Source organism: Nonomuraea sp. NPDC003754 (assembly GCF_053605785.1).
In genome coordinates, this window is sequence record NZ_JBSGJX010000074.1 from 1 (window position 1) to 18866 (window position 18866).

An 18866-nucleotide genomic window follows, 5' to 3' on the forward strand; every position below is an offset into this window, starting at 1 on the left:
GCCAACCGGCGCTATCTGCGCGGGCGCAAGATCCGCCACATCATCCCCGAGCCTCGTGATCAACGGGCCAACCGGCGCAGGCGCGGCTCGGCGGGCGGCCGCCCGGTCGGATTCGACGCCGAGCGGTACAAGAAGCGCAACGTGGTGGAGCGGGCGATCAACGGCTCAAGAACTTCCGCGCGGTGGCCACCCGCTACGACAAACGCGCCTACATGTTCCTGGGAACCGTCACGGTCGCAGCCCTGGTCATCTGGCTCCGCACGTGATCCAGGAAACAGCTCCTAACGCCGAGCGCGGCTGCTCCGCGGACGAAGCAGAGCGGCCATGCGCGCAGCTGGCCCACGCCCGCCGGCAGGCCGCCGATCAGACCCACCGCTGCGGCGGTCGCGCTCGCTCGCACCGAGGCCGAACGCGACGCTGCGCGGCGCGAAGCGGAGACAACCCGCGCCGAGCTCGCGGCCATCAGACAGGAGCCTGCGCATCGGCTCGCCGAGGGCGCCGGGGAGGAGCCGGGCTCGGCCACCGCCGATACGGAGCGTCCGTCATGAGCCCGGCAGCGGGGCCGGGCAGCAGGCGGTGATGACGGTGGTGATCTGGGTGTTCAGGTCATCGATCTCTGCGGTGAGGTGCAGGATCCGCCGGGCCAATGACCTCAGCGTGTAGGCAGGCGGTGACCGGTGCTGGTGGTCGTGGGAGCGGTCGGGTCAGGTCGGTGCGGTGAGAAGCGAACGCAGGGCGAAGCCGTAGAGGCCCGCATCGCCCGCCGCGTACAGCGCGCCGCGTGGTGACCAGGCGCAGCCGTGGAGCTCGCCGTCCATCCTGATCATGGAGACGCATCGTCGGGCTGCCACGTCCCACACGCGCAGCGTGCCGTCGTCGGCCGTGGCGGCCAGGTGCTCGCCCGACGCGCTCACCGCGAGGCCCGTGTAGAGCACCTCGTCGCCGGGCAATGTCGCGACCGCGTCGCCTGTCCTGTCCCAGAGCGCGATGCCGCCGTCCCAGTGCACGGCAGCCACCCACCCACCGTCGGGCGCCATGGCCAGGCCACCGACGAACGAGGGCGTCTCCAGCGTGGGAGCCAGCCGCCTGCCCTGCGCGTCCCACAGGTCCATCCGGTCGGAGCCTGCCGTGGCCATCCAGGTGCCGTCGGGGGCGATGGCCAGGTGCTTCACGGCCTCCACCGACGTCTTGATGGTGGTCAGTGGGGTGCCGTCGGCGTACCACAGCCTGGCGCGGCCGTCGCGGCCGCCGGCCGCCAGCCACGAGCCGTCGGGGGCGATGGCCACCGTGTCGGCCCAGTCGTCGCACACCTTGAGCGTCCTGATGGGCGTGCCGTCCCGCTCGAAGAGCCGGACCAGGCCGTCGGAGTCGGCGGTCGCGAGCCAGCGGCCGGCGGGCGAGATCGCCACCGAGGTGAAGAAGGTGTCCTCCGCCACGGTCGCGGGACGGCCGCCCGCCGGATCCCAGAAGGACAACCCGATGCCCGCGGTGGCCAGCCAGGTGCCGTCCCTGGCCACCGCCACAGCGTTGGCGATCGTGCGACGGTGGTCCTCGCCCCTGGCAGGGAATCCGGCGGGGTCCCAGACCTGGATCGTGCTGGGCTCGATCGCGGTTACCAGCAGCGTGCCGTCCCGGCTGACGGCCAGGTCGTTCACAAGGGCGTGGCGGGCGACGAACCCCATCTCCTCTCGCGGCCGGTCGAGCCTGGCCGTGACGAATCCCTCGGGGCGGTCGGCGGACGCGGCAAGCCACCGGCCGTCGGACGACATCGCCATGTCGGAACAGTCGTCGAGAGCGGGTTCCACCACGCCCTCCATCGCCCCCTCCGGACTCCAGCAACGCGCGCGGGAGTCCATGTGGAGTGCCACGATCGCGTCCCGAAGCGGATGGGCCACGACCTCTGCGACCTGCAGATCCTCTGACAGCGGGACGGCGCACCGCTGCGTGCCGTCCCTGTTCCAGACGCGGATGCCATCCTCGCAGGGATGCGCCACCCACGCGCTGCCGGCACCGATGGCGATCTTCGAGTGCTCGTCGGCCTGCGCCTGCACGCGCCACAGCGGATTGCCCGTGTCGCTCCACGCCATCAGGCTGCCGTCGTCGGTCACCGCGGCGATCCAGGTGCCGTCGGGGGCGATCGCGACCTGCTGCACCTCGCCGTGGGCCGCCTCCATGACCGCGATCGGCGTGCCGTCGGCCAGCCAGGTGCGTACCGTCCGGTCCCAGCTCGCGGTGGCCAGCCACGTCCCGTCGGCGGAGATCGCGACCGAGGAGACGGCGTCCTCGTGACCGCTGAGGGTCGCGCGCAGGCTGCCGTCGAGGTTCCAGATCCTGGCCTTGCCCTCCCAGCTCGCGCCGGCTATCCAGGTGGAGTCCGGGCTGATGGCCACCTGGGTCACCCGCTCGTCGTTGAGCCGCATCGTCCGGACGAGCGCCGGATGGGGCAGGTCAGGCGGCGCCCACAGGCAGTCCAGCCACGGCTCGCCGACCGCGTGGAGCATCTCGCGCAGCTCGCCGGCGTCGCCGTACAGGCGGGCCGCGAGGGTGGGCAGGAGCGCGCCGCGGTCGCCGTGGGTGAACAGATGCGCGTTCCTGGCCAGCGTACGGCGCAGCCGTTCCGCCTCGGGAGCGCCTGCCCTGGCCAGGTCACGGTCGACGGCGGCGATGCCTAGGGAGGCGAGCTTGGACGCGATCCAGCCCGTCTGGGTCACCAGCTCGGCCAGGTCCTCCCCGGCCGCCACGTAGTGGTCGGGCAGGTGGGCGAGGCAGTACATGACGGCCTCGTCCGTGACCGTCTCCTCGACGTCCGTGAAGGTGCCGATCAGCGCCTTGGCGGTGCGGGAGACGGCCTCCCCGCTCGATGCCTGGCGCAGGTAGTCACGGACCACGTCGGGTACGAGCAGCAGGTCGCGGTCGGGGCGGAGATCCGCCAGCCCGGCCTCGCACAGCTCGGCCAGCAGCCGCTCGGACGCCCCCTTCGACAGGCCCGCCGTCCGCTGCCACACGGCGGGAACGACGCTCGCGGGGATGTCGCTGTCCGCGGCGAAGGCGCCGAGCTCCAGCAGACGCGGCAGCGCCCCCGGCGAGAGCGACGGCAGCCCGGCGTCCAGGACCTTCCGTACGGCGTAGGCCCTGGCGGCCGGATCGGCGAGGTCGAACGCGTCGTCCACCGATGTCCCCAGCGACCCGGACAGCCTGGCGAGCAGGGGCCAGCCCCCCTCAGGGACCTTGAGCCGGATGATCGACGGCAGTCCGGGCAGGATGTCCGCGGTCCTGGCGGTCACCAGCACGGTGACATCCGAGGTCAGGCTCAAGCAGGCGCGCAACTGCTCGGCGGTCCGCACCCCGTCGAGCACGAGCAGGCCGCTGCCGGGCTCCTCGAACTCGGGCTCGGCGTCCGCCGTTATCCACGGGACGCCGAAGGACTCCAGCCGGTCGCGTACGAGGGACTCGACGACGTGGGGCTGGGCCACGCCGACGGTGAGCCAGTCGATGCCGTCGCCGAAATGCTCGGCCACCTCCGGGATATGGCAGGCGGCGGCGGCCAGCGCGGTGGTGCCGAACCCCTCGACGCCGTCTAGTTCGGGGAGGACGGCGACGAAGCCGTGCTCATCGGAGGTGAGCCGCGCGACCAACTCCGTCAAACCAGGAATCTCGTCCATCACCGAGCCCAACGCGCCGGACGGAGATCGGGTTCCGTCACGGGCGCGTCTTCACCAGCCCGCGCCTCTCGTCAACAGCATCACGATGGCCACGCGCGGGACCAGCTGGAGCGTGACCCGTCGCAGTTGGTGGCGACGTCCCTGGAGTAGGGCATTCTTCGCAGGTCGCGCGTGTTCGACCGTGTTCGGTATGGATCACGCGCGCCTGTGCTGCGCGTACAGATGCGAACGCGCCCACACTGGTATGACGGTGTGGGCGCGTTCGCGCGTCGCTTAGGATCTTCCTCAGCGCGTCACCGCTGGTCAGCGACACGCGCGACATGAACGCAGCGGGCGGCGGTGTCAGTCACCCCACTCAACCGCCGCTCCTCTGTTCGCCTCCCGCGGCTCCCCGGAATCCCTGCGTCACACGGCGCCAATACTCCTCCGCGGCCAAGAAAGGCTTGCGGGGGCGGCCCCAGGTGAGTTTCACCGTGCTCTTGAGCGTGAGAGTAACTAGCGAGGGGTTGTCTCTCCGGTACCTTGCTTCTCTTCGTCGGTCTCGTTGGTACTCCCAGACGTGAACCCCAGCGCCAGCGCCTAGGAACACGATGGCCGTGAACAGCTTGAGCAGTTTGCCGGGCCGCGAGTCGATCAGTGCGATCAGCTCCTCGGCGCGAACCTCTGCGCGCATGGGGTTCTGATATCGAAGGTGAGCGGACCACCAGACGAGTCTCTTCGCCAGCCATGGCGAGACGTCGCACATCTCGTTGACGATCAGGCCCGCGACGAAGGCGAACATGATCTCCCAGCCGCTCAACGAGCTCCTCCGGCCAGCAGCGTGTTCAGCCAGGCGAGCTGTGCGAAGTCGAGCACCGGGCGGACGGTGAGCGCGGACGGGCGCCGCTGGGCCAGGAGCGCGCGGGCGGCGGACACACCCTCGCCGGTCAGCTCGTAGAAGCGGCGACGCGGGCCGGGCTGGTCGTCGGCGAGTTCTTCCCACTTGCCCTTGACCCAGTGGGCGTCCTCCAACCGGTCGAGGACCTTGTAGACAGTGGGACCGGCACGGCCGGTGGCTTTCATGATGGCCCAGCCGTGCATCTCCTCGCCGTTCTGCTGGGCCTGCACCAGCACTTCGAGGACGTCCAACGTGGGCTGTGTGACTCGTTCAATTCCTGCCATGGCTCTATCTTACATAGGTGAAATAAGGAACTGGTAGCAAGATGCGGACCGCCGTCTCCCCGTTCGCCGGGGTCGGCGGCTTCGACCTCGCACTCCAGCGCGCGGGCGTGAAAGTGACCGCCGCCGTCGAGATCGACGCCGCCTGCAGGCGGGTCCTGGCCACGCGCTTCCCCAACACCACCCTGTTCTCCGACGTGCGGGAGGTGACCCGTGACCACCTCCGAGCGACCGGCTTCACCCCCGAACGCGGCATCGTCACCGCAGGCCGGCCCTGCACCGGCAACAGCCTCGCCGGACGACGCGCAGGCCTCGACGACCCCGGCTCGGGCCTGTGGTCTGAAGTGCGGCGCATCCTGTTCGAGCTGCGCCCGGCCTGGTTCATCGGCGAGAACGTCCCCGGCATCCTCTCCGTCCGCCAAGGCCAAGACTTCGCGCAGATTGCCGACGACCTGGCCCAGCTCGGGATGGGGTTCGCCTGGCGGGTGCTCGACGCACGATTCTTCGGAGTACCCCAGCGACGCCGTCGTCTCCTCCTTGTCGAACGTGCTGGAGGATCACCAGACGGTCCCCGCGAAGTACTTCTTGAGTCCGGTCGCCGCGGCGAGCGTCCTGCGCCGAGCAGCCCGCCGGCGGCGGAAGTTGCCGGAACCCTTGGCGGAGGCTCTGGAAGCCGTGGCTGGTGCAACGACCTCGACCGGATGACGTTCCTGCCGGTCGCGGTGTCGGCCCTCACCTCGAACATGGCCGGGGCGGGGGGAGGCGTCGATGACAACACCGCCCAGGCGGGTCACCCTATTCCGGTGGGCCGGAGTGCGGAGGCTGACGCCGACCGAGACTGAACGGCTGCAGGGCTTCCCGGACGGCTGGACTGACGTGCCGGGCAGCTCGGACGCTGCCCGCTACCGGCAGATGGGCAACGCGCTGGCCGTACCGGTCGGCGAGTGGCTGGTCAGGCGGCTGGTCGAGGTCGACGCGCGGCCGCCCGACGACGACATCAGGTGAGCGTGCTCACGTGGCCTTCCGGTAGGAGCAGCCTCCTGCAGACCAAAGGCAGTAGACCGTCTGATCCACTGGCCTCCGCTGTTCGCGCGCTCGTCCACTCCGCCGGCGTCGTGGCCGCGATGAGCCACCTGCGTAAGCAGGCCCCGCGACTGAGCTTGCAGGAAGCAAAGGCCTACGTCACGACGGTTCGGGACGGTGCCGCGACCCGCCTTCGGTCGACGTCGACCAAGCCCTCGAGCCGCGCCCCAAAGCTCGCAGCTCGGCTCCTTATCGGGAGTAGGCGGAGGGCGTAAGGCGGTTGCCTGTCACGACGCCGGCGAGACTGGGACCGAGATGACCAGGAACGACCGCGACGGGCAGAAGGCCGCCCGGCGCCGCCAGCAGCAGACCGGCGAGCCCTACCAGGACGCCCTCGCCTACATTCGCGAGGCATGGCAGCGCCTCGACCGCGATCTCCACTACGTGCTCTCCGGCGACGTCGAGGCGTTCATGCGGGGCGTGGGCTGGCGCGGCACCAGCCTCGACGAGGTCGAGGACATGCGGGCCTGGTTCGGCAACCTGAAGCCTACGTACGGTGCGGCTGGTGCGGCGAAGACGGCGACGCCCGCCGCGACGACACCACGCTGCAACTCGTCGCCGCCGCCTACGACCCGGACCTGCACCCGTTCACCCGGCAGTTCGGCTCCCGGCGCTACCACCCCGGTGTCAGCCGTCCAAGGTCATATGGGTGCAGCAGGTGGACGTCCCGCGGGGCCGCGAGTCGTCACCCTGGAGGCGAGCGCCAGGCCGGAAATCGAGGCCGAGATCACCCGGAGCGCCCAGCCGGTCGTGGTGCCCGGCCTGTTCGACTTCGAGCTGGAGGATCTCGACGACCCAGAGGCCACCGAACCGGCCCTGCTGATCAGCGCCGTGGTGACCGACGACCGCGGGCAGGGCGCTGGACCGTGGCTGACCGAGTTGGAGCTCGCGGTGTGGCGGCCGGCTGGATTCGACTTGCCGCTGGCAAGCGCTCAGGCCGAGCCGGGCTGGTCGGTGCGCGTAGTGGACGGCTACTACTCATCGACCCTCGCGCCACAGTGGGTGGCCGTGCGGATGTCCGACCCGGAGGAGGGCCACGAACCGCACCACCTGTATCTGGGCGCGATCGACATTCCCGAGGCGTGGCGCGAAGCTGTGCGCGCCCATGAGCGACTCCTGCTGCTCGTGGAGCCCCTCCAGAGCGGCGGAACGGTGCCGGAGATCGCGGAGAAGATCGACCCGGCCCAGCTCGTAGAGCTGTTCGAGGAAGGCGCGCTGCTGGCAGCGTACGTGCCGGTCGAGTTGGACGAACGGGAAGCGACGGCTGGCCACGACGATTCGGCGCCGCGGACGTTCTTGTCGACGCCTGACGGCCTGATGGAGCTGGGATGAGCGTGGCCTCGCCGATCCGGTATGGCCTGGTCGCGTACCGGCCGGGCTACACCAACAGCCGACGTCGACGGCACCGCTTCTGGAGAGAGGCCGGGTCCAAGTGCGGGTCCGCCTGGCGGAGGAGACCGACGACATGTCGATCCCCATGTGCAGGCTGTGTGACACGTCGATGCGGCGATGGGAGGCGGAGCTGGCCCGGCGCCCGTTGGGGTGACCGTGTGAAGTTTGTCCATCTTGGGCGTAGGGTGGCCCGATGCCCGGATCCTTGCGTGCGGCCGTGCTGGCAGTAGTGTCGATCCTCCTCTGCGGCTGCTCGGCCACGCCGGCGGCGGCCCCACCGTCCCCGACCGCCCTGGCCAAGCCGACATCCACCCCCATCTGTGACGGCCAGCTGCCGCCCACGGGGCCGGAGAAGACCGCCTACACCGATCACATCGATGACTGGCAGCTCGCCAAGGCCGTCAAGGACGGGTTTCCCAACGACCTGGCGGTCAAGCGGGACGGGACGGTATGGGTGGTCGGCACGGCCGAGGTGCCCGTAAAGCCCCATCTGGACAAGGAGCAGGGGTGCCTGATCACGACCGACACCGAGCGCCGGGGGAAGGTGTGGCGGTACGACGCGGGTACGTGGCATGTGGTCGCTCCGCCGCGGAGGTGCTCGGACCACCTGTCCAAGGTCGACGTGACCGAGGACGGCAGCCTGTGGGTGTACGGCAAGCGACTGGAGAAGGATGACCACGTGTCCTGCGTGGCTCGATGGAACGGCAGCGGATGGGAGGCGCGGACCGTCCGAACGGAGGACCCGGCGGAGGAGGCCAAGGCGCTGACCGTCAGCGGCACCGATCCGTGGTTCATCGACTCCCGGGGGAGAACCGTTCGGCTGACCAAGGGGAAGCTCTCCGCTCACACACCGGTGGCGGAGGCTGACGTGCTCGCGCGAGGGCAGGGAGGCGCGCTCTGGGCGGCGGGAGTCCAGGGTGCACATCGCATCCAGCTCGCACGATGGGATCGCGGGCGGTGGCAGCGCGTTCCCGACCTGGCGCTGCCCCATCCGAAGGGGGAGCCGAGGGCCTGGCTCGCGTGCGACAGCATGGTCGCGACCGGGCCTGATGACGTCTGGGTGGCCGCCTACTGGACCTGGTACGCGAGCGATGAGTCGGAGCCCGGGCGGCAGGTCCTGGCCCATTGGAACGGCTCGGCCTGGTCATGGCACACGGGCAAGGTGGCACTGCCGAACAGAGAGGCCGACCTCGCCCCGGATGGGCAGGGTGGCGTCTGGCTCACCTCCCTCGACGACACCGCCCTCGAACACGTCACCGGCCGGCGTCACGAGCCGATCAAGCTACCCGATACGGAGGAGGATTTCGGGCTGGGCATGCGGCTGTCCCAACGTCCCGGCACCCACGAGGTCTGGGTGCTGAGCCAGGGGAACCTCTGGGTCACTCGAAGGGGCGCTGGCTAGCGAACGGCTACTTGGCAGCCGAGGTTGCCCAGCGCCTGACCTTCGCCGTGCCGGTCGCAAGCTCCGGGCGGCGTTCAGCGCAATGCCCGTGACAGTTGCGTCCCGTCCGATCGGCCACGTCCGTCATGCCGACCTGCTCCGGCAGACCCAGTTCGTTCCGTACGTGCTCGATCACCTGGGCCGGGATTTCGGCGAGTCTGGGGAACCGTCCCAGCCGCTGACAGCACTTCAGCCACACCATCAGCGACAGCCGAGTCTCGCCGCTGTCGGTCATCTCCCGCGCCCAGTCCATCTCCGCCAGGCTCGGCGAGTACGCCGCGCGCAGTTCGCGCTCGGAGATGGTCCGCTTGAACAGCGGGTAGGCGGTCTTGTCGATCGAGGCCATCAGGCACAGCCTTCCCCAGCAGCCCCGATCACCACAGAATAGGTCGTACTGTAGCCGACCGAACACAGTGAGCGAGGCGGAACGCGGAATCTAGAATCGGCATTCCTCTACCGAGAAGCGGCTTCCGAGATTACGCACCATCCGTCACGGGGAGGTTCGCGCCGGTATCGAGCACCCCAACCCCCGACGCGCAGCAGGTATGCCCTGACGTTCTCAAGATCGACTCATGGCCGGTTTTACCCGTATCTCGGCTGGACCCGACCTGGTACTTCCAGCCCTTGCGATGGCGCAGGGCCCGCATGTGTTCCTCATAGCCCTCGGGCCCGCCAGAGTCTTCGGGCGGGCAGGCGCGGCCGCCGCCGCTGCAGCGCGGGTAGGTGGTGTTCTTGGCCGCCCGGTGGATCTTCTCGACCTCGATGTCGTGGTCCCAGCAGTCGCCGAAGTCGTAGCGGTAGCCGAGCCAATCCCCAGCTCGGGGGATCAGTCCGGCGAGCGTCACGCTCGTCTCGTCGCGGGCGTTGTCGCCGTACTCGAGGTCGCCGCGGCCGAACACGTGCAGGTGGTGCTGTTGCCAGCCGAACGCGGCCTGGATCACCTCGTGCAGCTGGTCGAGGGTCGCTGTCGACGGCACGTGAACACGCCGCCGGACCGGCGGGCGGACCCCGCGCAAGGTGATCTTCAGCTGGTGGACGGTGCCCACGGTGACGGTGTTCACGGCGGCGTATCTCTCGGTGTGTCCGGCGGCGATGGGCGCCATAGTGGCGCACCTGCCGGTTCCCCGCCTCCCGGAGCCATCCGGTGGAGGGGAGCGCGGGTTTCCGCGCGGTCTGGCCGGGCAGAGCGGCCAGCGTGCCTGCCCTCGGGGGGACTCGCGCGTTCCGGCCGGGCAGACCAGCACGCCTGCCCCGGGGAATGCTCCGAAGATCACCTCGGGGCAGGTCCTGCCGACGGACGCGGCGGCCTCTGACACCAGCGACGACGTGCCAGAGGCGACGGCGTGCGCCGTGCCCGTGCCCCAGCCAGCCGGGCGAGAGCTGGCCCCCTCCACCGCCGGCCCTCACGACTGGCTGAGCGGGAAAATCGACTCCGCAGCAGGCCGTTCCCACGGCGCGGGACACGACGAACCTCGCAGCGTAGTCGAGCGCTCCCGAACGGCGCCGGACGCCACGCGCGCCCGCGCGTAGGGGTGCCCGAAAAGTCCGGAAACCTGAGTGCGTTGTGCTCGCGTGCGCGCATTGGAGTGTCGGAAAACCCGGTGTCAGTTGGTGTGGGGCCGATGAAGTTGGGTGTCGATCCAGGCAAGGCACCGTTGGAGCTGCTCCAGGCTCAGCCCGGTGGCCTCGGTCAGCTCGGCAAGGGGCGGCGTGCAGTCGACGCCTTCCAGGGCTCGGGCGAGTTTGCCCGCCCACAGCTCTTCGTCGACGAAGGGCCGGCGCCGGTAATGCTCTTGCAGGACGGCCAGGTGCTCGGGGCTGCAGGCGATCAGGACGCGGTGGCCGTCCCACGTGGGATCGCTAGCGTGAACCATCGAGGAATCCGGCGCCACACTGAACAGCTCGGATCCGTCGGCGACCTTCGTGCCGCACCACATGCACTGCACGAGGATGTCGCCCTCGTTCCTCCCGTTGCGGTCCACCCGAGCCGTCTACCCGGCCCTGCTGCTGTCAGCTCGCGCACGCGCGTAGGGGTGTCACGAAAGTGCAAAAAACTCAGGGTGGGATCTCACGGTGAGATGGGGCTTTCGTCGCCCGCCGCGGTGCGCGCCGGCGCGCGACGAATCCCGGTGATGCGGGCGGCGTGCCGCCAGTCGGCGGCGACGGCCAGGTGGCGGCGGAGGCCGGGCGGCGCGGTCGGCTGATGCTACTGAGCGAGGCGGCCAGCGTGGTCAGGCGCTCGACGCCGACTCGGCACACCGAACATCGTGGAGATGCATGATCTGCCAGCGAGTGACATGATCACCCGATGGCTGAAGAGTGCCCGTTCTGTGCGATTGCCGTCGGTGAGGCCGATCAGGACCTGATCGTGTTCAGGACCGAGAATGTCTTCGTCATCCCGACCCTCAAGCAACGGCCAGCCAACCCGGGACAGGTCATGGCGCTGCCGAACCAGCATGTGACCGCGCTACATGCGGCCGAGCCCGCACTACTGACGGAACTGTTCCAGGTGGTGGCTCGCATCACCGCAGTCGCCCCCGAGGCCTTCGGCGGGGTCGGCACAACGATCTTCAACAGCAACAACGCGCCAGACCAGGTGCTGTCCCACCTTCATGTCCACGTCGTGCCACGATTCGACGCTGACAACCTTGTGATCCCTAATCCCAGCAACAAGGCGGCGCCCCGCAGCCTGCGCGTCGAACTGGCATCACGGTTGCGGCGGGCCATGGGCGGTTAGGACGCCCCACCTCCAGGGACGACGGGGCTGACGTCGTAGAAGCCGCCGTAGCGGGAGTCGGCTTAAGCGCACGATCCGGTTCCGATGTTCCTCAGACCCCATCTCACGGCGAGATGGGGTCGCTCGGCGCGCGAGGTGTCCCAGCGATACGGGCAGAGTGCCGCCAGTCGGCGGCGACGGCCTGGTGGTCGCGGGCGCCAGTCCTGACGGTGTTGGCCAGCATGGCCAGGCGGTGGGCCAGCTCGCTTCCTCCTCCCGAGCGTGGCCCCAGCCCCAAGTGAGCTGATCAGTACAGGTCACCGAGGTTCCAAGAAGACCGTGTTCTCGGAAGCGGAGACGCTACCGACTTTCGAGAACACACGTGACCGGCTTGAAACCCCAGCTCAGCACTTCCGAGAACAGGACCTCACTGCTACATGGCGGCTGAGGTCACGTTCGGGAGGAGGACGCCGTCATGGCCGGGCGGTGAGGGGGCCGGGCCGCCTCCGCCATGACCATGTTCCCGGCGGGATTCGTGGCTTACTACCTGTCGACGGCGTCGGTCACACGCTGCCAGTTGTCCAGGTCTGCGATCCGGGTCACGTCCACGGACGTTGCGGGTGCCGAAAATTCATCCGTGCAGGTCGCAGGCTCGATGGGTGATCATGCGCTTCAAATCGGGGGGCGCGGGCTGTACCGAAACGGCATGATGATCGCTCGTGCTGCTGCGCCTGGCCTACCTCGCCGTCACGAACACCTTCTCGTTCATGCGACTGCTGCCGATGACCGATCGTGACAAGGAGATCGAGATCCTGGTGCTGCGGCACCAGCTGACGGTGCTGGAGCGGCAGGTGAGCAAGCCCGCGTTCACCCCGGAGGACCGGTTTCTCCTCTCAGGACTGCTCCACCATCTGCCCGTGGACAAGCTGCGGCAGCTGGCGTTGCTGGTCCGCCCGGACACTCTCATGCGCTGGCATCGCGACCTGCTCAGGCGCCGTCACGCCGCGGCCAGCGCACCCCGGCGGCCAGGACGTCCGCGCACCGTCCAATCCATCCGCGCCCTGGTGCTGCGACTGGCAAGGGAGAACTCCTCCTGGGGCTACCGGCGTATCCACGGCGAGTTGGCCGCGCTCGGTATTAGGGTCGCCGCCTCCACCGTGTGGGAGATCTTGAAAGAACACGGCATCGCTCCGTCGCCCGAACGTACTCACACCACCTGGGCAAACTTTCTACGCGACCAGGCCGGCGCGCTCCTGGCATGCGACTTCTTCGAGGTCCGCACCTTGACCGGGGCCCGGCTCTATGTCTTCGCCGTCATCGAGCACGCCACCCGCCGCATCCACATCATCGGCGCCACCGCCCACCCCACCGCCCCGTGGGTCACCCAACTCGGCCGCAACCTCCTCATGGACCTACACGAGGCAGGCACCACCGCCATGTTCCTCATACGCGACCGGGACGCCAAGTTCACCGCCGCCTTCGACGCCGTGCTGGCCGACGCCTGCATCCAGGTCGTTACGACCGGCATCCGCATCCCGCGCATGAACTCGATCATGGAGCGCTGGATCCAGACCTGCCGCCGCGAGCTACTGGACCGCACCCTGATCTGGAACCAACCTCATCTACTTCACACGCTGCGAGAGTTCGAGACGTTCTACAACGAACATCGACCACACCGCACCCTCAGACAGGCAGCGCCGCTCCGGCCGCTGCCCGAGCCGAGCACTATCCCGGTCGAGATCACGAGCCTCGGTATCCGCCGACATGATCGACTCGATGGCGTCCTCAGGGAATACGCGCATGCAGCTTGATCTGGACGGATGAATAATCGGCACCCGCAGGCTTCTGATCTGGTGCGGACAGGACTCTCGACAAGCCCTATTCTCCCAGCTCAAAGGCGCTTTTCTCATATCAACGATCAGCCCGATGAAATCCACCGTGAAGCCCGAGGCTAAGTAGAGGTAGATGCGTCGGCTCGAGCTCGGTTGTCCAACCGTCGCACCGCGGGTACCAGCAGGACAGCGACGGTGGCCATAGCGTGAATCAGTATGGTGTCCCACACCACGGTGTCGGCTCCCACATGCTCACTCGCCAAGCCCAATCCCGTGTAGCCAACTGGTGCAAACGCCATGGCGGCAAGCCAGTCGAAGGACGAGACTCGCGAGAGCCGGTCGGATGGGATGTGAAGTTGCAAGGATGTCCGCCACCCGGCGGAATAGAACGTCATCGACGCGCCCGCGACCACTCCGGCTATGACGAGTAGCACCAGCGAGTCACCGTTTATCAGCAGGACGAGCACCGGTATCTCGGCGATCAGTGCCAACCGCCCGAAAAACAGGCCCCGCGGCACGGTCCGCCCCAGCAGGAGCAGACCCATCACCAGAGCCCCGACGCTGCGGGCGGTGAGCAGGCTGGCCCAGGTGGCGGCCCCCGACCACTGCTGTTGTGCAATCGAGGGTCCGACGACCTGTACGGTCGCGGCGACAATGAGGTGATAGACGACTCCGTCGGCCACCATCACCCACACCCAGGTGTGGCGGCGGAACTCCAACCAGCCTTCCCGTAGATTGCTGACCAGCCCAGGCTTGGCTGTGTCGGCAGCCTTGAGCCGATCCGGAAGCCTGCTCAGGCACAGGGCGCTGACCACGAAGGTGAACGCGTCAAACAAGAACGCGAACCCCGCTCCGGCCACGGCGATAAGGATGCCTGCCAACGCAGGTCCTGCGATCCCGCCGATGCTGCGGGTCATTCCGATGAGGGAATTGGCCTGCTGCAGACGCTGCTTATCGAAGGTCACATCCGCGACCTGTCCAGCCAGCGCCGGCCCAGCCCAAGCCGACGCGCTCCCATAGAGGAACTGCAAGAGGCCCAGAACCCAGAGCGGGGCGTTCCCTGAAATGAACAAGAACCCGGTGACAGCTTGGATCACCGCCTGGCATAGATCTGTCGCCAGCAAGAGCCGGCGACGGGAAACCCGGTCAGCGATGACGCCGCCAAGCAGCGCAAACAACAGCTGCGGCACCAACGCGCAGGCCAAGATGACGCCGAGCGCGGCCGCATCATGCCCCGACAGCAGGAGGCCAAAGGCAAGCGCCACCGGTGCCATTCTCGTGCCCACCTGAGAGGCCAACTGCCCGATGAAGTAGGTACGAAAGGCAGGCGTGCGTAAGAGGACCGGCAGCATGGGGTACGCCATTCACATGAGGTCGGTCAGCGCGGTCACGCGATCCAAGGCGGCTGAGAGTGATCCGAGAGCTGACGACGGCACGAGACAGGATCTTCCCAAGATCACAGCATGCCGTCAAATGCCAGTCAACTGTCTCCTCCAGAAGGGCGGGAGCTGTCCGCCGAACGCCACCGCCACGAACGCCTGTCAACGCCACCTCGAGCGGCTGCGCGAGGACCTGACCCACGCCCGCCGGCAGGCGGAATCGTGGTGGAGGCGCAGGTCTTCGGGTGATCGTAAGAATCGTGGCAGGAGCCCCAAACGAGGGGGATAGCAGCAGGTCACGCCTGTGACCCGCGCGAGGGGATGAGCACGGTTTCGGTCCGAACTCATCCCGAACGTCCGGAGGCGGTGGACCGGCCCCGGCCGACCAGTCGCACCGTCCGGGCGCAGTTCGGATGCCAGGAACGGCAGCGCGTCGACGTCGATGCGGTAGCCGGTGGCGGCCAGCACATGGTCGACCGTCAACTCCGCTCCCGCGTCGCCCACCGCCAGCCTTACCTTGCCGTCTTGGAGGCAGGCGTGGCGGATTGGGGCGTCCGTGCGCACCGGTATGACGCCCTCCACCCTGTCGCGGAGCCACCAGGCGCCCGAGGGCCCCAGCGCCCGCCGCATCACCCACAGCCGTGCCGGGGCAGGCAGCCGGCCTACCGCCGCGGGCGCCCGGCACAGAGCCGACAGCGCCCAGCCGGGCCCCAGCGGAGAGGCGGGACGCGCGATCCGTTGCCCCAGCGGCCGGTGAAGCGTCGGCTTCTGCCCCCACCGCACCCGCGTTCCTCTGACCAGCACCTCGACCAGGGCCCCGCTCTCATGCAACAAAGCCGCGCTCTCCATCGCCGATTGCCCGCCTCCCACCACCGCGATCTGCTGCCCGGCATAGCCGGACAGGCAGCTGTGATCGCTCGAATGCGACACCGGCGCCCGCGGTCCCGTCCCTTGCGGGGCCAGATCGGCCAGCACACGAGGCACGTGGGCCAGCGGGCGCAGACCGCACGCGACGACCACCGCATCGGCTTCAAGGCGCCCACCGTCATCCAGCACGAGATGGAAGCCGCCACCGCGACGCTGATTCACCCACGCCACGCGCGAGTCCTCGACCTCGCCGACGAACCGGTCGGCAAACCACATCCCATAGCGGACGAACAAGTCACTGGAGACCGGGGTCAGCTCCGTCAGCTCGGGCAGGCCGGAACCGCTACCTCATCCGCGCCGAGGCGGCCGAGGCGAACCCCTTCCGGGACATGGAGCTGCCCAAACGGCGCAGCAAGGCCACCCGCCACCTCACCGAGGCCCAGCTCGACGACCTGGTCGCCCACGCCGTCGCGCACGAGAGCCCGCGCACCGCCGCGATCGTCGCGCTGCTCAAGGGCACCGCCTGCCGGATCTCGGAGTTGACCGACGTCCACCTCGACGCGCTCGGCCACACCGGCGCCCACCGCATCCTCACCCTGCCCGCCAAGGGCGACCGCGACCACCAGGTCGTCATCGCCGAGGTCACCGGAAGGATCTTGGACGCCTACCTGGCCGAGCGCGGGAATGCGCCCGGGCCGCTGCTGGTCACCCGCACCGGGCTGCCGCTGCGCCGCTCCTACGTGCTGGAGCTCATCCAGCGGCTGGCCGAGGCCGTCGGCATCCCCGACCCGAAGAACGTCTCCCTGCACTCCATCCGGCACAGCGTGGCCACCGCGCTGCTGCAGGCCGGCGAGCCGCTCGACGTGGTGCAGGCCCTGCTCGGCCACGCCGACCCCCGCACCACCCAGGCCTACCTGCACGTCGAGGAGCTGGAGCGCAGCCCCGCCGCTCGCGCCGACGCCCGGCTGGCCGCCGCGCTGGCCCGCGGTGCCGGGCCCGGCGCGCCGCCCGCGACCGGCCCCGCGCCGCCGCCCACCCCCGCCCGGCCGGAGCCGTCGCCGGAGCCCGGCGACACCCCGGGCGAGCACCCGGCCGCCCGCCGCACCACCGGTACGGCCAGGACGGCCAGCCCCGCCGCGCACGCGCCCGCGGCCCGGGCGACCACCATCCACCAGATCAAGATCACGCTGCGGGAGGTGGCGCCACCCATCTGGCGCCGCCTCCACCTGCCGTCGACGGCGACCCTGCGCGAGCTGCACCGCGTCATCCAGATCGCCATGGGCTGGGCGTCGGCCTGGGAGGACTACCACCTGCACCTGTTCGCCTGCGACGGGGCAGAGTACGGGCACCACGCCCGCCGTCACGCTGGCCGAGCTCACCCCCGAGGCCGGCGACCGGCTCGGCTACCGCTACGACTTCGGTGACTGCTGGGAGATGACCGTGCTCGTGGAGAAGATCCACAAGCCCGCGCCCACGGCCAGCTACCCGCGCTGCAGCGCCGGTGCCCGCGCCGCGCCCCCCGAAGACTCCGGCGGCCCGCACGGATTCGGCCAGCTCGCGCGGGCGTTGCGGCACCGTAAGGGCTGGAAGTACGAGCAGGCTCGCGAGATCTTCGGCCGCCGCTGGGACCCCGCCGCCTTCGACCTCCACGCCGTCAACGCCGCGCTGACCGAGCTCGGCACTAGCATCGATCTGGATCACCCCTTGAGGACCCCGTGAACGACGAATCTGGCGACGGGGAGCCGCCGGCGGCGCGTTGTGATTGCATGGAGTTCATGATCGAGCCCCCACCTGCTGATGTAGATCGGTTAGCCGACCTGTTCGCCGTGCGCCATGGCCAGAGCGAAGCGAACGTGTTATTTGCTGCGGCGATCGCCGCTGAGCGAAGCGAGCTGGAGATCACCGGGCCAGATTCACAGGTTCCGTTGTCCGCCCTCGGGCGACGACAGGCCCTTCGCGTGGGTGACCATGTGGCGTCGCTCCCCGCTTCCGCACGCCCGGAGGTGCTGGTGTGCTCCCCTTACAACCGGGCCCGGCAGACCCTCGAGGAAATCGTGGCGGCCGCCAGCCGACGGGGGGTCATCCTCGGACCGGCTCGTTATGACGAGCGCCTGGTCGATCGCCGCATGGGGGAGTGGGAACTGCTGCTTCCTGCGATGATCCACCGGCGGTTTCCTGGTGCCGCCTCCGATATCCAGAGCCAGGGAGAATTCCTGCACCGGCCGCCAGGCGGCGAGTCTTTCGCTGACGTCGCCGAGCGTCTCGCCAGCTTCCTTGACGACGTGCATCGCACCTATCATGGCCAACGCGTACTGCTTATCGCGCACGACGCCGTGGTGCTCATGCTGCGTCGGCTCATCGAAGGACTCACCTGGCAGCAACTCGCCAAGATCAGCCGAGTCAACCCCGTGGCCAACGCCTCACTCACCCATTGGAACTGGCGGGCAACCACACCGCACCTGGTCGCCTACAACATGACCGATCATGTGCATGACCTGCACCGGGAGGACGCATGAGATGTGACCATCACAATGGCGCCGCGGAACCTCCGCCGTCGGTGCTGGGAAGCATCGAAGTTCAGCCGTTCGACGCAGACGCCGATCGTGATTATCACGTCACCCGCGATCTACAGATCCAGGTTCTGGGCCTGTGCTCGCACCGGCGTGCCCAGCTCGAGCGGGAACCGGCTGCTGATCAGATGGCGCTGGCCCGTCTGCGGGAACAGCAGCAACGCGCGGCCACGCTGCTGCAGCACCTCGACCCAGCCGATACGGAGCGGGTGGCCCAGGTTCGTCAGTGGTGTCGGCACATTCTGGATCTCGGCCTCGCGGGGCGGCGCGATGTCCCCTGACCAGTTATCCGAGGAGGCCAACGAGCGCATCTTCCGTGAGCAGATCGTTCCCATGGTGCTCACAGGCGCAGCGCGGCAAGACGCGCCGGTGGTCGTCATCGTGGGGGGTCAGACCGGCGCAGGGAAGACCGCCATCACCTCCATGGTGAAACGGGCGTTGGGGCAGGCAGGCAGCTTCCTCAACATCAACATGGACTTCTACAACCCGTTTCACCCGCAGTATCACTGCGCCTGCCGAAAAAGTCATCCGGCCAGGTCAGCGGCCTAGCAGGTCTTCTCATGGCGTGGGCGATCTCCGGTCACTCCGGGAGACGATCTGTGCGGCATGATGATCAGCCGTGCTCCTTCGCCTGGCCTTCCTCGCCGTCACGAACGCCTTCGCCGCGCTGAGGTTGCTGCCCATGGGCGATCGGGACAAGGACATCGAGATACTCGCCCTGCGCCATCAGATCACCGTGCTTGAACGGCAACTCGGCGCCGACAGC

Annotated in this window: 17 protein-coding genes and 2 pseudogenes; 11 read left to right on the forward strand and 8 right to left on the reverse strand. The window is 68.8% G+C overall.

Annotation, left to right across the window (positions count from 1 at the left end):
• Positions 1–266: pseudogene (locus tag ACWEVS_RS44145) on the forward strand (IS5/IS1182 family transposase); the annotation flags it as partial.
• Positions 267–704: 438 nt separating this feature from the next.
• Here the strand turns inward: ACWEVS_RS44145 and ACWEVS_RS44150 are convergent.
• The 3 genes from ACWEVS_RS44150 to ACWEVS_RS44160 all read right to left on the reverse strand — a co-directional run bounded on the left by ACWEVS_RS44150 (position 705) and on the right by ACWEVS_RS44160 (position 4823).
• Positions 705–3644 carry a WD40 repeat domain-containing protein gene (locus ACWEVS_RS44150; protein ID WP_452556989.1) on the reverse strand — a complete coding sequence of 980 codons (2940 nt, stop codon included), beginning with the start codon at positions 3642–3644 and terminating at the stop codon, positions 705–707.
• 373 nt (positions 3645–4017) lie between these two features.
• The gene (locus ACWEVS_RS44155; protein WP_452556991.1) at positions 4018–4461 is read right to left on the reverse strand and encodes a hypothetical protein; all 444 of its coding nucleotides are present in this window, start codon (positions 4459–4461) and stop codon (positions 4018–4020) included.
• Positions 4458–4823: a PadR family transcriptional regulator gene (locus ACWEVS_RS44160; RefSeq protein WP_452556993.1), complete on the reverse strand. Its 366-nt coding sequence runs from the start codon at positions 4821–4823 to the stop codon at positions 4458–4460. The genes ACWEVS_RS44155 and ACWEVS_RS44160 overlap by 4 nt, the downstream gene beginning before the upstream one ends.
• A 41-nt stretch (positions 4824–4864) precedes the next feature.
• Between ACWEVS_RS44160 and ACWEVS_RS44165 the strand changes: the two genes are divergently transcribed.
• The 4 genes from ACWEVS_RS44165 (at position 4865) to ACWEVS_RS44180 (ending at position 8697) form a co-directional block, all read left to right on the forward strand.
• On the forward strand, positions 4865–5662 hold the full coding sequence (locus ACWEVS_RS44165; RefSeq protein WP_452556995.1) for a DNA cytosine methyltransferase: 798 nt from the start codon (positions 4865–4867) through the stop codon (positions 5660–5662).
• Positions 5634–5825 carry a DNA cytosine methyltransferase gene (locus ACWEVS_RS44170; protein ID WP_452556997.1) on the forward strand — a complete coding sequence of 64 codons (192 nt, stop codon included), beginning with the start codon at positions 5634–5636 and terminating at the stop codon, positions 5823–5825. The genes ACWEVS_RS44165 and ACWEVS_RS44170 overlap by 29 nt, the downstream gene beginning before the upstream one ends.
• Positions 5826–6158: 333 nt before the next feature.
• Positions 6159–7235 carry a hypothetical protein gene (locus ACWEVS_RS44175; RefSeq protein ID WP_452556999.1) on the forward strand — a complete coding sequence of 359 codons (1077 nt, stop codon included), beginning with the start codon at positions 6159–6161 and terminating at the stop codon, positions 7233–7235.
• Positions 7236–7488: 253 nt separating this feature from the next.
• A complete protein-coding gene (locus tag ACWEVS_RS44180; protein ID WP_452557001.1) occupies positions 7489–8697 on the forward strand; it encodes a hypothetical protein in 1209 nt (402 codons plus the stop codon).
• A gap of 7 nt (positions 8698–8704) precedes the next feature.
• On the opposite strand, the gene ACWEVS_RS44185 is transcribed toward ACWEVS_RS44180, so the two are convergent.
• The 3 genes from ACWEVS_RS44185 to ACWEVS_RS44195 form a co-directional block, all read right to left on the reverse strand.
• Entirely contained in the window at positions 8705–9082 is a 378-nt protein-coding gene (locus ACWEVS_RS44185; protein ID WP_452557003.1) for a DUF4158 domain-containing protein, read from the reverse strand.
• A 130-nt stretch (positions 9083–9212) separates the two neighbouring features.
• Positions 9213–9839, reverse strand: coding sequence for a plasmid pRiA4b ORF-3 family protein (locus tag ACWEVS_RS44190; protein WP_452557005.1), 627 nt, complete (start codon positions 9837–9839; stop codon positions 9213–9215).
• A 501-nt stretch (positions 9840–10340) separates the two neighbouring features.
• A complete protein-coding gene (locus tag ACWEVS_RS44195) occupies positions 10341–10718 on the reverse strand; it encodes a hypothetical protein (RefSeq protein ID WP_452557007.1) in 378 nt (125 codons plus the stop codon).
• A 326-nt stretch (positions 10719–11044) separates the two neighbouring features.
• Here ACWEVS_RS44195 and ACWEVS_RS44200 point away from each other — a divergent pair, with 326 nt between their 5' ends.
• Positions 11045–11473 (forward strand): HIT family protein, encoded by a 429-nt coding sequence (locus ACWEVS_RS44200; RefSeq protein WP_452557009.1) that lies wholly within the window; start codon positions 11045–11047, stop codon positions 11471–11473.
• Between the two features lie 698 nt (positions 11474–12171).
• Positions 12172–13263 carry an integrase core domain-containing protein gene (locus tag ACWEVS_RS44205; RefSeq protein WP_452557011.1) on the forward strand — a complete coding sequence of 364 codons (1092 nt, stop codon included), beginning with the start codon at positions 12172–12174 and terminating at the stop codon, positions 13261–13263.
• 140 nt (positions 13264–13403) lie between these two features.
• Here the strand turns inward: ACWEVS_RS44205 and ACWEVS_RS44210 are convergent, their stop codons facing one another.
• Entirely contained in the window at positions 13404–14636 is a 1233-nt protein-coding gene (locus ACWEVS_RS44210) for an MFS transporter (RefSeq protein WP_452557013.1), read from the reverse strand.
• A 189-nt stretch (positions 14637–14825) separates the two neighbouring features.
• A complete protein-coding gene (locus ACWEVS_RS44215) occupies positions 14826–15824 on the reverse strand; it encodes an FAD-dependent oxidoreductase (RefSeq protein ID WP_452557015.1) in 999 nt (332 codons plus the stop codon).
• A gap of 95 nt (positions 15825–15919) precedes the next feature.
• Here ACWEVS_RS44215 and ACWEVS_RS44220 point away from each other — a divergent pair.
• The 4 genes and pseudogenes from ACWEVS_RS44220 to ACWEVS_RS44235 all read left to right on the forward strand — a co-directional run bounded on the left by ACWEVS_RS44220 (position 15920) and on the right by ACWEVS_RS44235 (position 18649).
• Positions 15920–17249: pseudogene (locus ACWEVS_RS44220) on the forward strand (IS1096 element passenger TnpR family protein).
• A 47-nt stretch (positions 17250–17296) separates the two neighbouring features.
• Positions 17297–18046: a histidine phosphatase family protein gene (locus tag ACWEVS_RS44225; RefSeq protein ID WP_452557017.1), complete on the forward strand. Its 750-nt coding sequence runs from the start codon at positions 17297–17299 to the stop codon at positions 18044–18046.
• Entirely contained in the window at positions 18043–18381 is a 339-nt protein-coding gene (locus tag ACWEVS_RS44230) for a hypothetical protein (protein WP_452557019.1), read from the forward strand. Before ACWEVS_RS44225 ends, ACWEVS_RS44230 begins: the two co-directional genes overlap by 4 nt.
• A complete protein-coding gene (locus ACWEVS_RS44235; protein WP_452557021.1) occupies positions 18371–18649 on the forward strand; it encodes a zeta toxin family protein in 279 nt (92 codons plus the stop codon). The genes ACWEVS_RS44230 and ACWEVS_RS44235 overlap by 11 nt, the downstream gene beginning before the upstream one ends.
• Positions 18650–18866: the final 217 nt, after the last annotated feature.

Bases quoted from the DNA above. Each gene is read 5' to 3' on its own strand.
- ACWEVS_RS44225 (WP_452557017.1), top strand. From the start codon at position 17,297: ATGGAGTTCATGATCGAGCCCCCACCTGCTGATGTAGATCGGTTAGCC.
- ACWEVS_RS44160 (WP_452556993.1), bottom strand. From the start codon at position 4,823: ATGGCAGGAATTGAACGAGTCACACAGCCCACGTTGGACGTCCTCGAA.
- ACWEVS_RS44230 (WP_452557019.1), top strand. From the start codon at position 18,043: ATGAGATGTGACCATCACAATGGCGCCGCGGAACCTCCGCCGTCGGTG.
- ACWEVS_RS44175 (WP_452556999.1), top strand. From the start codon at position 6,159: ATGACCAGGAACGACCGCGACGGGCAGAAGGCCGCCCGGCGCCGCCAG.
- ACWEVS_RS44180 (WP_452557001.1), top strand. From the start codon at position 7,489: ATGCCCGGATCCTTGCGTGCGGCCGTGCTGGCAGTAGTGTCGATCCTC.
- ACWEVS_RS44235 (WP_452557021.1), top strand. From the start codon at position 18,371: ATGTCCCCTGACCAGTTATCCGAGGAGGCCAACGAGCGCATCTTCCGT.
- ACWEVS_RS44165 (WP_452556995.1), top strand. From the start codon at position 4,865: ATGCGGACCGCCGTCTCCCCGTTCGCCGGGGTCGGCGGCTTCGACCTC.
- ACWEVS_RS44210 (WP_452557013.1), bottom strand. From the start codon at position 14,636: ATGCTGCCGGTCCTCTTACGCACGCCTGCCTTTCGTACCTACTTCATC.
- ACWEVS_RS44200 (WP_452557009.1), top strand. From the start codon at position 11,045: ATGGCTGAAGAGTGCCCGTTCTGTGCGATTGCCGTCGGTGAGGCCGAT.
- ACWEVS_RS44190 (WP_452557005.1), bottom strand. From the start codon at position 9,839: ATGGCGCCCATCGCCGCCGGACACACCGAGAGATACGCCGCCGTGAAC.
- ACWEVS_RS44185 (WP_452557003.1), bottom strand. From the start codon at position 9,082: ATGGCCTCGATCGACAAGACCGCCTACCCGCTGTTCAAGCGGACCATC.